This window comes from Dyella kyungheensis (assembly GCF_016905005.1).
GTDB classification, from domain to species: Bacteria; Pseudomonadota; Gammaproteobacteria; order Xanthomonadales; family Rhodanobacteraceae; genus Dyella; species Dyella kyungheensis.
The window spans coordinates 513,840-531,733 of sequence record NZ_JADIKC010000001.1; the positions used below are offsets into that span (position 1 = coordinate 513,840).

A 17,894-nucleotide genomic window follows, 5' to 3' on the forward strand; every position below is an offset into this window, starting at 1 on the left:
GGCACGCAAGTTGCGACGAGAACGTGCTGGATTCGCAACACCAGCAACACAGGGGGTCACACCGCATCGTTCCAGGAGATAGACCATGCGCAAGACTCTAATAGCGACCGCAATAGTGTTGGGTCTGGGGCTTACGCTCCCGGCATTCGCTGCCGACAACGAAAACACTTCGAAAGGATCGAGCACCTTAACCAACACCGATTCGAGCACTCATACCCGCACCGACACCGACACCAACACCTACAGCACTTATGCGACGGGTGCGGACGGTTCAGCCGCCAGCAGCGGTGGCACGGCGGATTCCTTCAACGTTAGCAAGGCAGTAGCAAACAGCACGCTCAACGGTTCGGTCTCGGACGTGGCCGTGTGGGGTATCGGCAACTCCGCAGTGAACAAGGGCGACGCCAATGGCGGTCGCGGCTCCAGCGGCGGTAAAGGCGGTGGCGGCTACGGCGGCAAGGCCTGGGGCGGCAACGGCGGCGACGGCGGCAACGCCGGTGGCGCACATGCCAGCAGCGGCAAGGCCGGCGGTTCGGGCGCCGACTCGGGCGATGCGGCTGGACTCGGCGCTTCGTTGGCTGGCGGCGGTGACGGCGGCGACGGCGGCAACGCCGGTGGCATCCGTAACCACAATCGTGCGGGCGGCGGTGGCGGCACGGCAGGTGGCGGCGCGAACACCGGTGGTACCGGTGGCGCAGGTGGCGCAGGTGCAGGCGGAACCGCCGGCGCAGCATCGCCGACCGCAACCAGCGGCGCAGCGAGCGCGACGGGCGGCACCAGCGGTGCGGCTACTGCAACGGCAGGAACCGGCGGTGCTGGCGGCGCAGGTGCCGGCAATACCGGTGGCGCAGGCACGGGCGGAGCTGGCGGTGCTGGCGGTGCTGGCGGTGCAGGCGGCACGACCTCGGCCACCACGGGCGCGTTCGATATGTCGAACCAGATGAACGGTTCGGCGGCGGCAGCGGCCGGTGTGTCGATCCTCGCCCAGAACAGTGGCGCGGCGGCATTGGTACAGCAGAGCGTGAACGTTCAAGCAAACCTGAACGTGGGTCGCTGAGTGCGAAAGGGATCATGCACGGTGGAGTCATTCGCTCCACCGTGCGTGATGCTGCGGTGCCGTTGCGCGATGCGACGGTCAGCGCTGTCCGCTTCAATCAGAGGCGTGGGCTCGCCTCATGGAGATGCTGCCGTGCGATCTTTCCAATGGATGCTTCGTATCACCGCCCTCGGTGCGCTCGCCGTTCCCACGGTGCTTTGCGCAGAGAACGCGGCCATCCCGCAGGACTATCTGGGGCAGGGAGTGGACTCGCCCATGGCCGCCTATGTCGCGGCAAGCCATGTCGATCACCAGGGCGTCGCCAGCGACCTGGGCGAGAGCGTGGATAGCGCCACCCTGGCCTCCCAGAGCGGCGGCATGCTGGTGCAGCAGAACACCACGTTGACCGGCACCGTGCAGAACAACAGCGCCGATCACCTCACCACGGGTGAGAACATCATCAGCGGCGGCGCGGCCGCGGGTGCGGTCGGATTCCCGACCTTGATCCAGAACTCGGGCAACAACGTGCTGATCCAGAACGCCACGGTGCTGAGCGTCGAGTTCAAACCATGAACATGCGTGCGGCGCTGCTGATCGTATTGGCGGCGTTGCCGGTGCACAGTCGCGCGTCCACGCCGGTGACGGTGGTCAGCAGTGGCCCGGGTTCGTACACGGTGCGCCTGACCAGCCTCAAGGAGGCGCGTTACAAGAGCACCATCCACCAGAAATACGATTTCAGCTGCGGCTCGGCCGCGGTGGCCACGCTGCTGACCTACCAGTACGGCTATCCGGTGAACGAGCAGGTCGCGTTCGAGCAGATGTATCTGCACGGCGACCAGGCCAAGATCAACAAGGAAGGTTTTTCGATGCTGGATCTCAAGCGTTTCCTCGATGCCAATGGCTTCGATGCGGACGGCTTCAAGGTGCCCATCGAAAAGCTCCAGCAGGAAAACCTGCCGGCCATCGTGCTCATCGACGAAAAGGGCTATCACCATTTCGTAGTGGTCAAGGGTATGCGCAACAACCGCTTGCTGGTGGGCGATCCCGCTCGCGGCACGCGCGTGTTGTCGCAGGCCAAGTTCATGACGCTGTGGAAGAACGGACTGGTCTTCGTGATCCACAACCGCCGCAACCTGGCGGTGTTCAACAGCCCCAATGATTGGAAAGTGGCGCCTGCGGCGCCCATAGGCGATGCCATCGATCGCAACGGCCTCTACAACACCGTGATGCCCAAGAAAGGGCCGGACGATATTTGAGGGACACACTGATGAAAGCGGTTGCATACATCGTTGGCTTTGGCGCTCTCTTTGTCGCATGCGGTAGTTGCGTCGTGGGGGCGCAGGCGCAGGATGGTGCGACCACGGTGACAGCGGCTGCCGTGGCAGCGCATGCGCCTGCGCCGGCTGAAGCGCTGGCGAGCGTGGTGACGGGTATCCCGACCTCCGACAACGGCCTGCCCGGCTGGGCTGCGGTGAGCGAAGACACGCTCGACGAGCAGCGCGGCGGCTTCGACCTGGGCAACGGCCTGGTGGCCTCGTTCGGGATCGACCGCGCCGTCTACGTCAACGGCAATCTGGTCACCTCCACCAGTTTCAACATTCCCGACGTCGCGCACATGACCACCGCGCAGGCGCAAGCCATGCAGACGGCGCTCAACACGGTGCAGGTCACGCAGATCGGTCCGAACAACACCTTCGATCCCTCCGCGCTCGCCTCGAAGATGGGCGGCACGGTGATCCAGAACACCTTGAACAACCAGAACATCCAGAACATCACCACCATCAACGCATCGACCAATTCGCTCAACGCATTCCGCGAGGGGAGTCTGCAGGAGGCTTTGCAGCAGGCGCAGTTGCAATCCCTGGGTCACTGACAGGGCAGACGCAGCAGGGGCTGGGCTGTTACCGCAAACACGCCGTGCTTGCTCAAGCGCGGCGTGTTGATAAGTACGACATCGAACCATGAGTCATGAGGAAGCATGATGCGACACTCAGCGTGGCGATACGTTTGGTCGGCGGGATGTGCCGGATTGGTGGCGCTGGGCTTGCCTGTCTCGGCGCAGCAGGAGTCACCGTCGCCGCCGGGGGCATCACCCGCGACGGCCAACAACACCATTTCAGCGGCGCCCTCCGGGAGTTCCGCAGCGGTCGATCCGGACGAGTTGCGCAAGCGGGTGGCCGAGCAGGGCGACCGCATCGATGCCATGCGCAGCCAGATCAGTGCGCAGATCGCCCAGCTCGATGCGATGAAGCGCGCCCTGGCCGAACAGGAGGCCGACTACAAGTCGTTGCGCCATGCCGTGGGCATCGACGTGCTGGACAAGCAGCGCGCCGGCAGCATCGCGACAGGCGGTCCTGGAGCGTCTGCGCTGCCCATGCCGGCCGGCGATGCGGTGGCCGCCAACGCGCCACAACAGCAACCGGTGGGCGAAGCGCCCAAGGCCGATACGCGTCCGCCCGAGGTGGCGCCGATCTTCCAGCAGCCCGGCGTGCTGACGCCCAAGGGCAAGTTCATCATGGAGCCGGCCTACCAGTTTGGTTATTCGTCGGTCGATCGCGTGGCGCTGGTGGGCTACACGGTGATCCCCGCCATCCTGATCGGCCTGATCGATGCGCGGCAGGTGCGCACGACCACGCAGGTCGGCTGGCTGACCACGCGTTACGGCCTCAGCAACCGGCTCGAAGTGGAAGTCCGCGTGCCTTACGTCTATGCGCACGAGGACGTGACCAGCCGTGAGATCTTCACCGGCAGCGCCACCGACAAGGCGTTCGGCAACAGCGGCCACGGCCTGGGCGATATCGAAGCGACCGCGCGCTATCAGTTGAATGTCGGCGGCCCGGACAAGGCCTATTACGTCGGCTGGCTGCGCGTGAAGTCGAACACCGGCAAGGATCCGTTCCAGGTCACCACGGACTGCGTGCAACGTTGCGTGGAGAACGTGATCGGCCAGGTCGATCTCGCGGCTACCGGCACCGGCCTGCCGCTGACGCAGCCGGTGGGTACCGGCTTCTGGGCCATCCAGCCGGGCGTGACCTGGCTGTATCCCACCGACCCGGTGGTGTTCTTCGGCAACTTCAGCTACCTCTACAACGTGCCGCGCGACGACGTGACGCGCAAGATCCTGCTCGGTGGCACCGAGAATCTGGGCAAGGTGAAGCTGGGCGACATCGTCGACGTCAGCGTGGGCATGGGCCTTTCGCTCAACGAGAAAGCGTCGATCAGTATCGGCTACGACCAGAGCTTCGTCGGCGCCACCAAGCAGAACAACCACAACGTGCCCGGCTCGACCAAGATCGTGCTCGGCACGCTCCTGATCGGCGGCTCATGGCGCTTCAGCGACAAGCGCACGCTCAACTTCACCCTGGGCGTCGGCGTGACGCGCGATACACCGGACGCGACGGTGACCGTGCGCGTGCCGATGATGTTCTAGAGCCAGGAATGCGAGCACGCCAACGACGCCGTTGGCGTGCTCAGAGACCTTCCTGCTGCAGCGCCGACTTCACGCCGGCATCGTCCTGCATGCGCTGATGGAAGCGGGCGAGGTTGTGCAGTTCGGACAAGTCCACGCCCCTGCCCATGGCCCAGCGCAGCACCACGTACAGGTACGGATCGGCGAACGAGCGCGTGCCGGTAAGCCAGTCGCGGCCTTCGAGCTGGGCATCGAGACGCTGATAGTAGCCGCGCAAGCGTTCGATGGCGCGGCAGCGCAAGGCATCCTGCGCTTCTTCGCCATCGATGAAGCGCTCCGGGCGGAACACCGGCCGGTACATCGGATGCAGGTCGGAGTTGATGTAAGCCAGCCAGCGATTCACTTCCGCACGGCCCCGCGCACCTTCGCCGCCCAGGCCGGCCAGCGGAAACTTGTCCGCCAGATAGTTGAGGATGGCCGCGTTCTCGGTCAGCACCCAGCCGTCCGGTTCCTGCAGGGCAGGCACCACGCCCGACGGATTGATTTTCAGGTAGTCGGCCGAGCCAAGCTCTTCGCGCGCGACGCGATGCGTCGTGTACGGCTGGCCGATCCATTCGAGCACGATGTGGTCGGCGAGCGAGCAGGCGCCCGGCAGGTAGTACAACTTCATGGGGATCGTCCTGGTGTGGTCTTATCCATGAAGTGTCGCCTGCCGGGCTTGCCACGCTCAAGCCGATTCTTGCGCTCGCAGGCGGTGGCGTTGCATCAACCAGCCGCCGCCGCACACGCCGATCACCAGCACGGCGTCGAGCAGATAGCTGGCCCAGCCATGCGTTTCGAACCACGGCGACAACCAATGGTCGTGCGCGATCATGCGGGCCGCCGTCCACGCGATGGCGCCTGCGCCGATGTAGACGATCACCGGGAAACGTTCGATCAGCCGCAGGATCAGCGACGAACCCCACACCACCAGCGGCACGCTGATCGCCAGTCCGATGACCACCAGCACCATGTGCCCCTTGGCCGCGCCGGCGATGGCCAGCACGTTGTCCATGCCCATCAGCGCATCGGCGACGATGATCGTGCGCATGGCTGCCCAGAAACTGCCCGCGGCACCGACCTCGTGCGCAGGATGACTGTCCGGTTGCAGCAGCTTCCATGCGATCGGCAACAGCAACGCGCCGCCCACCAGCATCAGACCCGGCAGCTTGAGCAGATACACCACCACGCCGGTCAGCAGCAGGCGCACCGCGATCGCGCCCACGGTGCCCCACAGCACGGCTTTTTTCTGGATATGCCGGGGCAGCCGGCGCGCGGCCAGCGCGATCACGATGGCGTTGTCGCCCGCGAGCACGAGGTCGAGCAGCACGATGGCCAGCAGGCCGGAGAGGAATTCGGTGACGACAAGGTCCATGTACGGGTCTCTGCGCGTCGGGACAAATGCAACCACGACGGACGCGCGCGGCCCGTCATGACTGCAAAAGTCTCGTTCGCGGAAGAACCGCCGCAGCGACCGGAGCGTGGTGACGCTCGTGATGACGACCGCTGCACGAACACCGACGAAGCCGGCGTTCGGAACTACTCCCTTTTGGGATCAGTATCTGCGCATTGTCGAGGTCCGCGTGCGCGGGCGTCAAGCTGCACAAAGCGGGCAAAACCACTACTGTCGCTCCCACCGCCGCGAGGTCTCCCATGAGTGCGCCCGATATCCGCTCCGCAAAGCGCCCCGATCCCGACCAACCGATGGTCGACGTGGCCGACTACGTCGTCGACTACCCGATCGAGTCCACCGAGGCGTACGACACCGCGCGCTACATGTTGCTGGACTCGCTCGCCACGGCCTTGATGGCAATGAAGTTTCCCGAGTGCGTGAAGCACCTGGGCCCGGTCGTCCCGGGCGCGAACCTGCCGGGCGGCGCCCGCGTGCCGGGCACCAGCCACGAGCTGGATCCGATGCAGGCGGCCTTCGCCATCGGCACCCAGATCCGCTGGCTGGACTTCAACGACACCTGGCTGGCGGCCGAGTGGGGTCATCCGTCGGACAACCTGGGCAGCATCCTGGCCGTCGCCGATTACCTCAGCCGCAAGGCCGAGCGCGAGGGCGGCCGGCCGATGACCGTGCGCGACGTGCTCACCTACGCCATCAAGGCCCACGAGATCCAGGGCTGCTACGCGCTCAAGAACAGCTTCAACCGCGTCGGCCAGGACCATGTGATCCTGGTGCGCCTGGCTTCCACGGCGGTGGCCACGGCCATGCTGGGCGGCTCCAGGGAGCAGATCGTCACGGCCATCTCCCATAGCTGGATCGACAACGGCGCGCTGCGCACCTATCGCCACGCCCCGAACACTGGCCCACGCAAGAGCTGGGCGGCCGGCGACGCCTGCCGCCGCGCCGTGACCCATGCCATCAATGCGGTGTACCGGGGCGTGGTCGGCTACCCGTCGGCGCTCAGCGCCAAGACCTGGGGCTATTACGACGTGGCTTTCAAGGGCAACGAGTTCCAGTTCGAGCGCCCGTTCGGCAGCTATGTGATGGAAAACGTGCTGTTCAAGATCAGCTTTCCGGCCGAATTCCACGCCCAGACGGCCGTCGAGTGCGCCATGCAGCTGCACGGCGCCGTGGCCGGCCGGATCGACCAGATCGAGCAGGTGGTGATCGAGACCCAGCAAGCGGGCCTGCGCATCATCGACAAGACCGGCCCGCTGGCCAACTACGCCGACCGCGATCACTGCATTCAATATATGGTGGCGGTGCCGTTGATCTTCGGCCGCCTGACGGCCGACGACTATAACGATGAGGTGGCCGCCGACCCCCGCATCGACGCCTTGCGCGCCAAGACAGTGGTCAGCGAGAACCCCCGGTTCACCCAGGACTACTTCGATCCCGAGAAACGTTACATCGGCAACTCAGTTCAGGTGTTCTTTAAGGACGGCTCGAGCACCGAAAAGGTCTCCATCGACTTCCCGATCGGTCATCGCAGGCGCCGGGGGGAGGGTATCCCCGTGTTGTTAAAGAAGTTCGAGGCTGCCATGCGAAGCCAGCTGCCGTCCCATCGGGTCAAAACGATCCTGAACGCCACGGCAGACCCCGTTAAGCTAGATGCCATGCCGATCCACGAGTTCCTTGGTTTCTTCACGCTGTAAAGACGGCGTGAGCTGAAAATGAACGGGCGTTTGGGGTCGATTTGCAATTGCTTAACTTTTGCTAAGCTACTCCGCGCCCGTTTCGGGTAAAACAAGCACTAGGTTCGAAGTCAGGTTCGCGGTTCACTAGGAGTGGAATCACGGCTTGATCGCTTTTCCCGTCTGGGGTGAACGGACGCGTACACCAATAAACGAGGAGACACCTGATGAAACGTAAGGGCTTGTACATCCTGATTGCCCTAGCCCTGGGCGGCGCAGGCGCCGCTCACGCACAGGACAACACTGGCAGTGCGGCACCGACCACCACCGAAACGTCCATGTACGACGATCGCTGGTACATCGCACCCACGGTGGGTGGCTACTACAACGACACCGACCGCAACACCAATAGCCGCCAGTTCTACTACGGCATTGGCTTTGGTCGCTATTTCTCGCCCAACTTCTCGCTGGATTTCTTCGGTGACCGCACCAAGCGCACCGTGGACACCGATGCCGGCGGCGGTCGTTGGTCGAACAACACGTATGGCGTGGCGGCGCGCTATTACTTCCTCGACTGGAACGCATGGCGTCCGTACCTGTTGGGCGGCGTGATGGGCAGCCAGCACATCAGCAACTTCGAGCACGGCTGGTCGCCGGCTGCCGAAGTGGGCGTGGGTGTGTCCAAGACCATCACCGACAGCTCCGACATCCGTGTCGAGGGTGGCTACCGTTACGACTGGGACGACAAGACCCAGCCCGACAAGGACGGTTACGGCGACTGGTTCCTGGGCTTCAGCATCGTCTCGCGCATCGGCGCACCGCCGGCCCCGCCGGCTCCGCCGCCGCCGCCGCCGGCTGCTCCGGACTGCTCCAAGCAGTTCCGCAACGGCGTGAACCTGTGCGACAACAAGTGCCCGGATCTGCCGGAAGGCACGATCGTCGGTCCGGATGGTTGCCCGCAGAAGGTCGTGATCGACCTGCGCGGCGTCAACTTCAAGTTCGATCGTCCGAAGAAGGGCGAGAAGGACATCGCCAAGTCGCTGGCCGAACCGACCAAGGATTCCTTGGCCGTGCTCGACCAGGCCGTCGACACCTTGCAGCGTTATCCGCAGGTGCACGTCACCGTTGCCGGCTACACCGACAGCGTGGGTACGGCGGAGTACAACCAGGGTCTGTCGGAACGTCGCGCGAAGATCGTGTACGACTACCTGACCTCGCACGGTATCGATGCAAGTCGTCTGGAAGGTCCGATCGGTCACGGCAAGAACGATCCGATCGACACCAACGACACGGATGCCGGTCGTGCCCGAAATCGTCGTACGGAATTGCAGGTTCAGCAGTAATCGAACCTCGTACGCAGAAGTAGGAAAAGCCCGGCAAATGCCGGGCTTTTTCTTTTTGCAATAACGCGATTCGGTCTAACGCGTTGTTTGCTGGTGACAGGTTGTCGCAGGCAAGAAGTTTCGTCGTAGCGTTTGTCTCATCTGCCTGAACAGTGGCTCACCAACAGCGTCTTGCTGTGCGTGCGATGCTCTTAACGATTTTGCTACACTCCGCCGCGCTTGAAGTCTTGTGACATTTCCCCCGATCGGGACGCAAAGCGCGGGACAGGAAAAGTCCCGGAGTAGAAGTCAGTTATGACGCGCGTTTTCCGTCTGGGGTGGAACGGACGCGAATACCAATAATATGAGGAGACACCTGATGAATCGTAAGGGCCTGTATTTCCTGATTGCCCTGGCTCTGGGCGGCGTAGGTGCCGCTCACGCGCAAGACAGCACCACCACCACCACGACGTCGAGCTACGACGGTCGTTGGTACATCGCTCCGACCGTGGGCGGCTACTACAACGATACCGATCGCAACACCAACAGCCGCCAGGTGTACTACGGCCTGGGCTTTGGTCGCTTCATTGCGCCGAACACCTCGATCGACGTGTTCTTCGACCGCACCAAGCGCACCATCGACGGCGGCAGCCGCGATCGTTGGGCCAACAACAACGTCGGCGTTGCTGCTCGCTTCTACTACGGTGACTGGAATGCATGGCGTCCGTACGCCCTCGTGGGCGTGCTGGGCAGCTACCACATGAACCCGGCTGACAACGCCTGGTCGCCGGCTGCTGAAGTGGGCGTGGGCGTCTCCAAGACGATCACCGACAGCACCGACTTCCGCGTCGAAGGTGGCTACCGTTACGATTGGGACGACAAGTCCCAGCCGGAGAAGAACGGTTACGGCGACTGGTTCCTGGGCTTCAGCATCGTGTCGCGCTTCGGCGAGCCGGCTGCTGCTCCGGTCGCAGCAACCCCGCCGCCGCCGGTGGCTCCGGACTGCTCCAAGCAGTTCCGCAACGGTGTGAACCTGTGCGACAACAAGTGCCCGGATCTGCCGGAAGGCACGATCGTCGGTCCGGACGGCTGCCCGCAGAAGGTCGTGATCGACCTGCGCGGCGTCAACTTCAAGTTCGACCGTCCGAAGAAGGGCGAGACGGACATCAAGAAGGCGCTGGCTGAGCCGACCGCTGACTCGGTTGCCATCCTCGACCAGGCTGTCGACACCCTGCAGCGTTACCCGCAGGTCAAGGTCACGGTTGCCGGTTACACCGACTCGAAGGGCACCGACGTGTACAACCAGTCGCTGTCCGAGCGTCGCGCTGCGATCGTGTTCAACTACCTGACGGCCCACGGCATCGCTGCCGATCGCCTGATCGGTCCGTTCGGCCATGGCAAGAACGATCCGATCGGCGACAACGCCACGGATGCCGGTCGCGCCCAGAACCGTCGTACCGAACTGCAGGTCCAGCAGTAATAGGATCTGATCCAAGCTGTACGGAGAAGCCCGGCGCAAGCCGGGCTTTTCTTTTGTGGATACGCGCAGGTATCACCTACCATGCGCGGTATCGCCATCCGGCTGAGAGTTTCTCCCATGCGTCCGTCTCGTCCCGCTTCACGCTACGCCATACCATCGGCACCTCGCCATGGTCTGGCGCGCGTGCTCAGCAAAATGGGCGTGTGCTCGCGCAGCCAGGCGGAGAAGGCGATACGCGAAGGACGGGTCAGCGTCGACGGCAAGGTGGTGCTCGATCCCGAGCGACCCGCCGATGCGGATCGACAACGCATCCTGCTCGACAACGAACCCATTGCCGCCAGCACGCGCGTCTACATCGCGATCAACAAGCCGCGCGGCCTCGTCGTCAGTGCCGCCGACGAGCGCGGTCGCGACACCGTGTACGACCTGCTGAAGGATGCCGGCCTGCCATGGCTGGGTCCGGTCGGACGACTCGACAAGGCCAGCGAAGGCCTGCTGTTGTTGAGCAACGACAGCGTGTGGGCGGCGCGCCTGACCGAACCGAAGCACCACGTGGACAAGACCTATCACGTGCAGGTCAACGATATTCCCGATCAGGCTCTGCTGGACCGGTTGATCGAAGGCATCGTGGAAGAGGGCGAACGGCTCGCTGCACGCCGTGCGGTATTGCTACGACATGGCGAGAAGAATGCGTGGCTGGAGATCGTGCTGGATGAAGGACGCAACCGCCATATCCGGCGATTGCTGGCTGCGCATGGCATCGACGTGCTGCGCTTGATCCGCGTCGCCATCGGCGCGCTGCCGCTTGGCGATTTGCCGAAAGGAAAGTGGCGGCATCTGACCGCCGAAGAAGTACGCGCGCTCGGCGAGAAGTAACACCTGTGGGAGCGCACCCTGTGCGCGACAGCCCACCTGGCCGACCATGCTGCACGTTGCAGTCGCGCACAGGGTGCGCTCCCACAGAAAGCCGGAGACCGCGCCTCTCCCGAAAGGAAAGGCACGGCTCCGAGCGGGCTTAAATAACGCCGAGCTTCTTGCCCACCTTGGTAAACGCCGCAATCGCCTGATCCAGATGCTCGCGCGTATGCGCCGCACTCATCTGCGTGCGGATGCGCGCCTGGCCTTGCGGCACCACCGGGTAGAAGAAACCGGTGACGTAGATGCCCTCGTCGAGCAACTCCGTTGCCATGGCCTGCGCCTTCTTCGCGTCGTAGATCATCACCGGCACGATCGGATGCACGCCCGGCTTGATGTCGAAACCGGCCTTGGTCATCTCTTCGCGGAAGTAGCGCGTGTTCTCCTTCACCTGGTCGCGCAGATCGCCCGCGGCGGCCAGCATCTCGAACACCTTGGTGCCGGCGGCCACCACGTGCGGCGGCAGCGAGTTGGAGAACAGGTAGGGGCGCGAGCGCTGGCGCAACATCTCGATCACTTCGCGCGGGCCGGTGGTGAAGCCGCCCAACGCGCCGCCGAGTGCCTTGCCCAGCGTACCGGTGATGATGTCGATCTTGTCGAGCACGCCATTGACCTCGGCCGAGCCGCGGCCGGTGTCGCCGAGGAAGCCGGTGCAATGGCATTCGTCGATGTGCACCAGTGCGTTGTACTTCTTTGCCAGCGCGGTGATCTGGTCCAGCGGTGCAATGAAGCCGTCCATCGAGAACGCACCGTCGGTGGTGATCAGCTTGGTGCGCGCACCTGCAGCGTCGGCAGCCTGAAGCTGTTTTTCCAGATCGGCCATGTCGCAGTTGGCGTAGCGGAAGCGCTTGGCCTTGCACAGGCGGATGCCGTCGATGATGGAGGCGTGGTTGAGTGCGTCGGAGATGACGGCGTCTTCTTCACCCAGCAGCGGCTCGAACAGACCGCCGTTGGCATCGAAGCAGGCGGCGTAGAGGATGGTGTCCTCCTTGCCGAAGAACTCAGCGATCTTCTTTTCCAGCTGCTTGTGCAGATCCTGCGTGCCGCAGATGAAACGCACCGAGGCCATGCCAAAGCCGTGCGTGTCCAGCGCATCCTTCGCCGCCTGGATCACTTCGGGATGATCGGCGAGGCCAAGGTAATTGTTGGCGCAGAAGTTGAGCACGTCCTTGCCGCTGTCGAGGCGGATCTTCGCCGACTGCGGGGAGACAATGATGCGCTCGGCCTTGAACAGGCCCTGCTCACGGATCGATTCGAGTTCGCTGGCGTAGCGAGACTGGCCGGGGTAGCTCATGGGGGAATTCCAGCTGGGTCAAAAGGCTATTTTGACCCCTTGGGGGCGGGCTGGGAAGGAACCCCGGGTGACTGGCCGCAAGCCACGCTTTTTTTGCCGTCATTCCGGCGCAGGCTGGAATCCAGTAGCGTCAATGTCCGGTGTTAGCGGCAGTACCCGCGGAACGTTTGCGTCAACGCGAGGATCCAGCCGCGACGTCACTGGATTCCGGCCTGCGCCGGAATGACGGCCTGAAGGCTTGAGGCCGGCTGGCGCTCCTCACGCCTGATGCAACCCAAACTCCACCCGCGTCGTCTTGCCCTTGTCGTCGATGTCCTTCGTATCGAGCTTGGGATCCTTGATCGATACCCGCTTGTCGTCGATCTTGCCCTTCAGCCACGCCTGCACCGCGCTGGCGCGACGCTGCGCGAGGTCGCGCATGGCGGCGTCGTCGACGGCGATGTTGGTCTCCATCAGGCTGCGCATCTCGTCCGGCTCCAGCGATTTCTTCAGGCCGATGATGTTCTTGGGTTTGCCCTTGAAGTCATCGTCCTTATAGGCACGCTTGAGGTACTTCTCGTACTCGTCGGGCGTCACGTTGACCGAGGCGAGCGCGGCGTCCGACGTATCGGCACTCTTGCCCTCGGTGTCCAGCGCCTTCGCACGGCGAACCATGTTCTCCACCGTCACCTTGCGCAGGCCGTCCTGATCCTTGGACGGGTCGATGCGGCCGATCAGGTCCAGGTTCAAGGTGTTCTTCTGGTTGAGCATGGCCACGATCTTGCCGAGGCGTTCCTGCGCATTCTTGTCGAGCACGGCGGAGCCTGCATCGAACTCCACGTAACCGAGGTCTTCGTGGTTGCCGCCGCCGAAGGCTGCGCCGAGCAGGCGGAACGGTGCCGTGGCGGCCTTCGCGATCAGGTTGCCGATGGCGCGCCAGATCAGGCCGCCCATGCTGAATTGCGGATCGTCCAGCGAACCGGAGACCGGCACGTTCACATCGATGTTGCCCTGCGTGTCCTTCAGCAAGGCCACCGCGAGCTTGACCGGCATGTGCTTGATGCCGAGGCTTTCGTCGCGATCGCCGAAGGTCAGCTGGGTGATGAAGATATGGTTGTCGGCATCGAGCTTGCGCTGGTCCAGTGTGTAATGGACGTCCATCGTCAGCTTGCCTGCCGTGATGGGATAGCCCGTGTACTTGGTGGAGTAGGCGCTCAGGCCCGTCAGCTCCACCTCGTTGGCCTTGCCCTTGATGTCGAGGAAGGCCACCGGCTGCAACGGGTTGACGGTGCCGTCGATATCCACCGGCGAGTTGTCGTTCAGTGCCGCCTGCACCGACAGCTCCGCTGGCGGATCGCCAGGCGTGGTGGCGATGGTGCCGATCTTGCCGGTCACCTTGGTCAGGTTGGCCGTGTAGTTCGGCTTGATGAAGTTGTCGGTGTAGTTGATCTGGCCATTGACCAGGGTGATGCCGCCAATGCGAATGTCGGCTGGAGGGGCTGCCGGCGCCGCCGTTGCGGGAACGATGGCCGTGGTGGTGGTGCCCTTGGTGTCCTTGGTTGGCGCGGCAGCGACTGCGGGAGCCGGTGCGGATGCAGCGGGGGCCGGTGGCGGTACCGCCGCGCCGGACGGCTGCTCATTCTCTCCACGCGTCACCGATACGGGCGCCGCTGCCGGGTTGGTCACCACTTCGGACAGATTCAAGGTGCCGTTGGCGTTGACGATCATGCGCGCGTAGAAGGAACTCAGCACCAGTCCGGCCACGTGCATGCGCGGCGCACCCGAGCCATAGGCGACATCGAGATTCGATCCGCTGAGCGTGCGCCAACGCAGGAAATCATCGCCGGTGAGCTTGTCCTGGATGCGGACCTGTTCCAGCGCCGCGTTGCCCTTGTAGGTGAGTTTCGGTTCCGCGCTGCGTCCGTCGTAATGCAGCTTGCCGTTACTGGTGACGCGGGCGCTGGAAATGACCACGTTCAACGGCACGCTGATGTACGGCTGGAAGTTGGTGATGTCGAACCGCTTGGTGTCGATCTGCAGATCGGCCAGCGTGGGCAGCGGTTGCAGCTTGCCGTTGGCGGTGAAGCTGCCGCGGCCCATCGTGCCCGACAACTTCATCTCGCGCGGTTCGTTGAGCTTGTCGCTCAGGTTGTCCATGCTGCCGCTGAGCGTATCGATCTTGATCTTCACCGGCTTGTCGCCGGCAGCCAGATCGGTGAACGCGACGGCGGCATTGTCGAAGGCGAGGTGGGCCACGCTCCAATGCCACGGCGGTCCGCTGGCGGCGACTGGCTTCTTCGGCGCATCCTTGGCGGCGAACAGATCCACCAGGCTGATGTACTTCTTGCTATTGCGCTGTACGTCCAGGCTGAGGCCGGTGGCCTTCACCGTGCCCAGTTGCGCCTGTTGCGTGGCCAGGTCGACCTGGATGATTTCCGCTTCCAGGGTGGCCCAGGAAACGGGCGAGCCTTGTCCCTTGAATTGCGGTTCCATCGCAAAATCGGTGGCGGTGGCATGCGCATCGGCCAGATGGATGTTGAACGGCTTGCCCCAGTCCACTTGAAGCTGGCCGGTGGCATCGAGCTTGCCCTTGGTCAGCCGCGCGTTGATGCCCTGGTACGTGGCAGCCTGCAGCGGCGCCATGTCCACCTGCTTGAGCGTCAAGGCGGCGACCAGCTTGTTCTTGGCCAGATCCACCGTGCCCTTCATGCCGATGTCGCCGCCGAAGAACTGCGCGGTCACATCGAGCTTCGCCACCGGCGCAGCCTGCAGGCTCAGCCCCTGCATGTTGCCGCGCAGATTGCCCAGGTCGATCTTGCTGCCCGCGGCGTCCGTGTAATGGATGGCGCTGTTGGTGAGCGCCATCGAAGCGATGCGCAGGTCGGTGGGCTCGGCCTTCTTGTCGGCATCCGCCTGGGTGGGCGTCGAGGTGAGCGCGTCGAAATTGCTGTGGCCGTCGGCACCGGCGGTGTAATAGAGCTGCGCACGGTCGAAGCTGAGTGCGCCCAGCACATAACGCGATTGCAGCGGCTGCACGTCGGTGAGGTCGGCGGTGCCCTTGCCAAGGCTCAGGATCGCCTGGCCGCTGCGGGTGTTGAGCGCGAAATCGTCGATCTGCAGCTTGCCGGTGAGTTGCAGTTGCGACGCCGCCTTGGCCTGCAGGAAATGCAGCACCAGATCGCCGCTGAGCAGGCCCTTGGGTATCGTCACCGGCAGCGTGGTGGGCGCGTAGCCGATGTAGCGCGCCAGATCAAGGCGATCCAGGCGGAAATTGATGGTGGAATCGCGGCTGTCGGCAAACGGCTTGGTGTGGCCTTCGACACGCAGCGGGCTGCCGTCCACGTTCATCGACAGCAGCGGCTGCACGAACACATCGGTATCGCTGGGCAGGTTGGCGATGAACGGAATGCCCAGCTCCAACTGCTCGACGTGGTGATCGGCCTTCATCGCCTCGTCGGCGAACTGGATGTCGCCGTTGTGCACGCTGATGTTGGACAGCGCAAAGCGTGCCGGCGAAGCCTTCGGATCGGACGGCGTGGCGTTGAAGCGATCGATGATGTCGCTGAAGTTGAAGCGCTGGTCGCCCGTGCGCACGATGCGGATGCGCGGATGCTGCACGATGAGCTGATCGAGCACGGGCGCCATGCGGAACAGTGAGGCCCACGAGGCATTGATGACCGCCTGGTCAACATCGACGAAAGCCGACTTGCCATCGCGATCGGCGATATGCAGCTGATCCAGCTCCAGGCGCAACGTATACGGGTTGAGATGCACCGCACCCAGCGTGACGGGACGTTGCAGCGCGGCGGTGGCGCGCTTCTCGATCTGGCTGCGGATGATCGATGGTGCGGCGAGGAAGCCGAGGATGCCGAACACGATTAGCACGATCGCAACGATCAGGGCGATCTTGCGCGTGCGATGCGATTTGTAGACGGCCATGGCGCGGTCGCGTCCTGCGGCCAGATGACGATTGCTGAACAGATCAGCCATGCGGACGATGCTCCCATGCCATCGCGCGCCGACCGTACTCAGCCCTTGGGCCGGGTACCTTCACAATCCCAGCGATTAGTCGGCCGCCTTGCCGCGAGTGTACTAGGCCGACTGTTATCGCAGAACGACTTGGCCGCCCAAAAAGCGGCGGCCAAGTGCATTTATGTGACGGTTTCGTGGATGCTCAAGACCAGGAGCAGACGACCTTGCCGCACTTGCCGGCATCCATCAGGTCGAAGCCCTTCTGGAAATCGTCGATATGAATCTGGTGGGTGAGAACTTTCTGTAGCGGAAAGCCGGTGAGCACCATCTGGGTCATCTTGTACCAGGTCTCATACATGCGGCGGCCGTAGATGCCCTGCATGGTGAGGCCCTTGAAGATCACCTTGTCCCAGTCGATGCCGGCGCCCTTGGGCAGGATGCCGAGCAGCGCGATCTTGCCGCCGTGGTACATGCAATCGAGCATGTCGTTGAAGGCGCGCGGGTTGCCGCTCATTTCCAGGCCCACGTCGAAGCCTTCCATGTGCAGGTCCTTCATCACGTCTTTCAGCGACTGGTTGGCCACGTTCACCACGCGCGTGGCGCCCATGTCCGCCGCCAGCTTCAGGCGGTAATCGTTGACGTCGGTGACCACCACGTTACGGGCGCCCACATGCTTGGCGATGCCCGCGGCGATGATGCCGATCGGGCCGGCGCCGGTGATCAGCACGTCTTCGCCGATCAGGTCGAATTCCAGCGCGCAATGCGCGGCATTGCCGTACGGGTCGAAGAAGGCGGCCAGTTCGGACGGGATCTGGTCCGGGATCGGCCACAGGTTCGAGGCCGGCATGGTCATGTATTCGGCGAAGGCGCCGTTGCGGTTCACGCCGATGCCCACGGTGTTCGGGCACAGGTGCTGGCGGCCGGCGCGGCAGTTGCGGCAGTGGCCGCAGACGATATGGCCCTCGGCCGACACGCGGTCGCCGATCTTGTAGCCGGTGACGCCCGGGCCGACCTCCACCACGCGGCCCACGAATTCGTGGCCGATGGTCAGGCCGGGCTTGATGGTGCGCTGGGACCACTCGTCCCACTTGTAGATGTGCAGGTCGGTGCCGCAGATCGCGGTCTTTTCCAGCTTGATCAGCACCTCGTTGGGGCCGACCTCGGGAACAGGCACTTCTTCCATCCAGATGCCCTGTTCGGGCTTGCGCTTGACCAGGGCTTTCATCATCTGAGGCATGGGGTTTCCGTGGGGGAAGGGCGGGAAAACTGACATTATAGAAGGCGGGGCACGGGCGCCGCTTCGTGCAGTGCAGCGTTGCCCCGAGGGGCGGGCAGGGCTATGGTCGCAATTTTTTGCGCCACCC

At 63.7% G+C, this 17,894-nt stretch carries 14 protein-coding genes; 9 read left to right on the forward strand and 5 right to left on the reverse strand.

The window, feature by feature from the left end:
* Window positions 1-85: 85 nt before the first annotated feature.
* The 5 genes from ISP20_RS02390 (at window position 86) to ISP20_RS02410 (ending at window position 4,466) form a co-directional block, all read left to right on the forward strand.
* Complete coding sequence (locus tag ISP20_RS02390; RefSeq protein WP_204634456.1) at window positions 86-1,057, forward strand: hypothetical protein; 972 nt, start codon at window positions 86-88, stop codon at window positions 1,055-1,057.
* Between the two features lie 132 nt (window positions 1,058-1,189).
* On the forward strand, window positions 1,190-1,609 hold the full coding sequence (locus tag ISP20_RS21510; protein WP_239535175.1) for a hypothetical protein: 420 nt from the start codon (window positions 1,190-1,192) through the stop codon (window positions 1,607-1,609).
* Window positions 1,606-2,292 carry a C39 family peptidase gene (locus ISP20_RS02400; protein ID WP_204634457.1) on the forward strand — a complete coding sequence of 229 codons (687 nt, stop codon included), beginning with the start codon at window positions 1,606-1,608 and terminating at the stop codon, window positions 2,290-2,292. The genes ISP20_RS21510 and ISP20_RS02400 overlap by 4 nt, the downstream gene beginning before the upstream one ends.
* A gap of 11 nt (window positions 2,293-2,303) precedes the next feature.
* Complete coding sequence (locus ISP20_RS02405) at window positions 2,304-2,909, forward strand: hypothetical protein (RefSeq protein ID WP_204634458.1); 606 nt, start codon at window positions 2,304-2,306, stop codon at window positions 2,907-2,909.
* 105 nt (window positions 2,910-3,014) lie between these two features.
* The gene (locus ISP20_RS02410; RefSeq protein WP_239535176.1) at window positions 3,015-4,466 is read left to right on the forward strand and encodes a coiled-coil domain-containing protein; all 1,452 of its coding nucleotides are present in this window, start codon (window positions 3,015-3,017) and stop codon (window positions 4,464-4,466) included.
* A gap of 40 nt (window positions 4,467-4,506) precedes the next feature.
* Here ISP20_RS02410 and ISP20_RS02415 read toward each other — a convergent pair whose 3' ends face one another.
* Together ISP20_RS02415 and ISP20_RS02420 are read right to left on the reverse strand one after the other, a co-directional pair.
* Complete coding sequence (locus ISP20_RS02415) at window positions 4,507-5,115, reverse strand: glutathione S-transferase family protein (protein ID WP_204634459.1); 609 nt, start codon at window positions 5,113-5,115, stop codon at window positions 4,507-4,509.
* 57 nt (window positions 5,116-5,172) lie between these two features.
* Window positions 5,173-5,859, reverse strand: coding sequence for a TerC family protein (locus tag ISP20_RS02420; protein WP_204634460.1), 687 nt, complete (start codon window positions 5,857-5,859; stop codon window positions 5,173-5,175).
* A 278-nt stretch (window positions 5,860-6,137) separates the two neighbouring features.
* Here ISP20_RS02420 and ISP20_RS02425 point away from each other — a divergent pair, with 278 nt between their 5' ends.
* The 4 genes from ISP20_RS02425 to ISP20_RS02440 all read left to right on the forward strand — a co-directional run bounded on the left by ISP20_RS02425 (window position 6,138) and on the right by ISP20_RS02440 (window position 11,246).
* The gene (locus ISP20_RS02425) at window positions 6,138-7,589 is read left to right on the forward strand and encodes a bifunctional 2-methylcitrate dehydratase/aconitate hydratase (protein WP_204634461.1); all 1,452 of its coding nucleotides are present in this window, start codon (window positions 6,138-6,140) and stop codon (window positions 7,587-7,589) included.
* Between the two features lie 206 nt (window positions 7,590-7,795).
* Window positions 7,796-8,911 carry an OmpA family protein gene (locus tag ISP20_RS02430; RefSeq protein ID WP_204634462.1) on the forward strand — a complete coding sequence of 372 codons (1,116 nt, stop codon included), beginning with the start codon at window positions 7,796-7,798 and terminating at the stop codon, window positions 8,909-8,911.
* A gap of 358 nt (window positions 8,912-9,269) precedes the next feature.
* On the forward strand, window positions 9,270-10,370 hold the full coding sequence (locus tag ISP20_RS02435) for an OmpA family protein (protein ID WP_204634463.1): 1,101 nt from the start codon (window positions 9,270-9,272) through the stop codon (window positions 10,368-10,370).
* An 81-nt stretch (window positions 10,371-10,451) separates the two neighbouring features.
* On the forward strand, window positions 10,452-11,246 hold the full coding sequence (locus ISP20_RS02440; RefSeq protein WP_204634464.1) for a pseudouridine synthase: 795 nt from the start codon (window positions 10,452-10,454) through the stop codon (window positions 11,244-11,246).
* 139 nt (window positions 11,247-11,385) lie between these two features.
* On the opposite strand, the gene kbl is transcribed toward ISP20_RS02440, so the two are convergent.
* The 3 genes from kbl to tdh form a co-directional block, all read right to left on the reverse strand.
* Entirely contained in the window at window positions 11,386-12,579 is a 1,194-nt protein-coding gene (kbl, locus tag ISP20_RS02445; RefSeq protein ID WP_204634465.1) for a glycine C-acetyltransferase, read from the reverse strand.
* Window positions 12,580-12,837: 258 nt separating this feature from the next.
* Window positions 12,838-16,548, reverse strand: coding sequence for a DUF748 domain-containing protein (locus ISP20_RS02450; protein ID WP_204634466.1), 3,711 nt, complete (start codon window positions 16,546-16,548; stop codon window positions 12,838-12,840).
* 184 nt (window positions 16,549-16,732) lie between these two features.
* On the reverse strand, window positions 16,733-17,767 hold the full coding sequence (gene tdh / locus ISP20_RS02455) for an L-threonine 3-dehydrogenase (RefSeq protein ID WP_204634467.1): 1,035 nt from the start codon (window positions 17,765-17,767) through the stop codon (window positions 16,733-16,735).
* Window positions 17,768-17,894 lie beyond the last annotated feature (127 nt).

Coding starts and splice junctions, on each gene's coding strand:
- ISP20_RS02390 (WP_204634456.1), top strand. CDS start 86: ATGCGCAAGACTCTAATAGCGACCGCAATAGTGTTGGGTCTGGGGCTT.
- ISP20_RS02400 (WP_204634457.1), top strand. CDS start 1,606: ATGAACATGCGTGCGGCGCTGCTGATCGTATTGGCGGCGTTGCCGGTG.
- ISP20_RS02405 (WP_204634458.1), top strand. CDS start 2,304: ATGAAAGCGGTTGCATACATCGTTGGCTTTGGCGCTCTCTTTGTCGCA.
- ISP20_RS02410 (WP_239535176.1), top strand. CDS start 3,015: ATGATGCGACACTCAGCGTGGCGATACGTTTGGTCGGCGGGATGTGCC.
- ISP20_RS02415 (WP_204634459.1), bottom strand. CDS start 5,115: ATGAAGTTGTACTACCTGCCGGGCGCCTGCTCGCTCGCCGACCACATC.
- ISP20_RS02420 (WP_204634460.1), bottom strand. CDS start 5,859: ATGGACCTTGTCGTCACCGAATTCCTCTCCGGCCTGCTGGCCATCGTG.
- ISP20_RS02425 (WP_204634461.1), top strand. CDS start 6,138: ATGAGTGCGCCCGATATCCGCTCCGCAAAGCGCCCCGATCCCGACCAA.
- ISP20_RS02430 (WP_204634462.1), top strand. CDS start 7,796: ATGAAACGTAAGGGCTTGTACATCCTGATTGCCCTAGCCCTGGGCGGC.
- ISP20_RS02435 (WP_204634463.1), top strand. CDS start 9,270: ATGAATCGTAAGGGCCTGTATTTCCTGATTGCCCTGGCTCTGGGCGGC.
- ISP20_RS02440 (WP_204634464.1), top strand. CDS start 10,452: ATGCGCGGTATCGCCATCCGGCTGAGAGTTTCTCCCATGCGTCCGTCT.
- kbl (WP_204634465.1), bottom strand. CDS start 12,579: ATGAGCTACCCCGGCCAGTCTCGCTACGCCAGCGAACTCGAATCGATC.
- ISP20_RS02450 (WP_204634466.1), bottom strand. CDS start 16,548: ATGGCTGATCTGTTCAGCAATCGTCATCTGGCCGCAGGACGCGACCGC.
- tdh (WP_204634467.1), bottom strand. CDS start 17,767: ATGCCTCAGATGATGAAAGCCCTGGTCAAGCGCAAGCCCGAACAGGGC.